The 344-nt window shown below is 45.3% G+C and carries 1 protein-coding gene; it reads left to right on the top strand.

What is annotated here, in order from left to right:
• On the top strand, positions 1-344 hold a 344-nt coding region (locus tag I6U50_RS15785), incomplete at both ends, for a hypothetical protein (protein WP_198639558.1).

Raw genomic sequence — 344 nt, 5'->3', positions numbered from 1 at the left:
CCTTCAGGCTGTAGACCTTTCTGCACAATTTGGTCACCAGGTAGGAGGGGTGTTTGTAGAAGAAGTAGAAGTAACCGATGGCCTTTTAGAGATTGCATTTATTCACGGTGCGGTAGAAAATCCATTGATTAATGGCATAGAGATTTTAGGGGTGTCTTCTCAGGTGCCCGATACGCCCATCAATGTAACGGCTCTTAACGATCAGGTTAATTTTGAGGGCGATGTGTTAGATGGTAGTTTGGTGGTTTCCGCCAGTGGGGGCGATGGTAATTTAAGTTATAGCATAATTGGCGCTCCGCCAGGAATAGTTATAGAACCTACCAATGGCCAAATAGGCGGTACAA

The sequence above is a fragment of the Salegentibacter maritimus genome, from assembly GCF_016236975.1.
Lineage (GTDB): Bacteria > Bacteroidota > Bacteroidia > Flavobacteriales > Flavobacteriaceae > Salegentibacter > Salegentibacter maritimus.
This window is presented reverse-complemented; position numbering and strand designations above follow the sequence as displayed.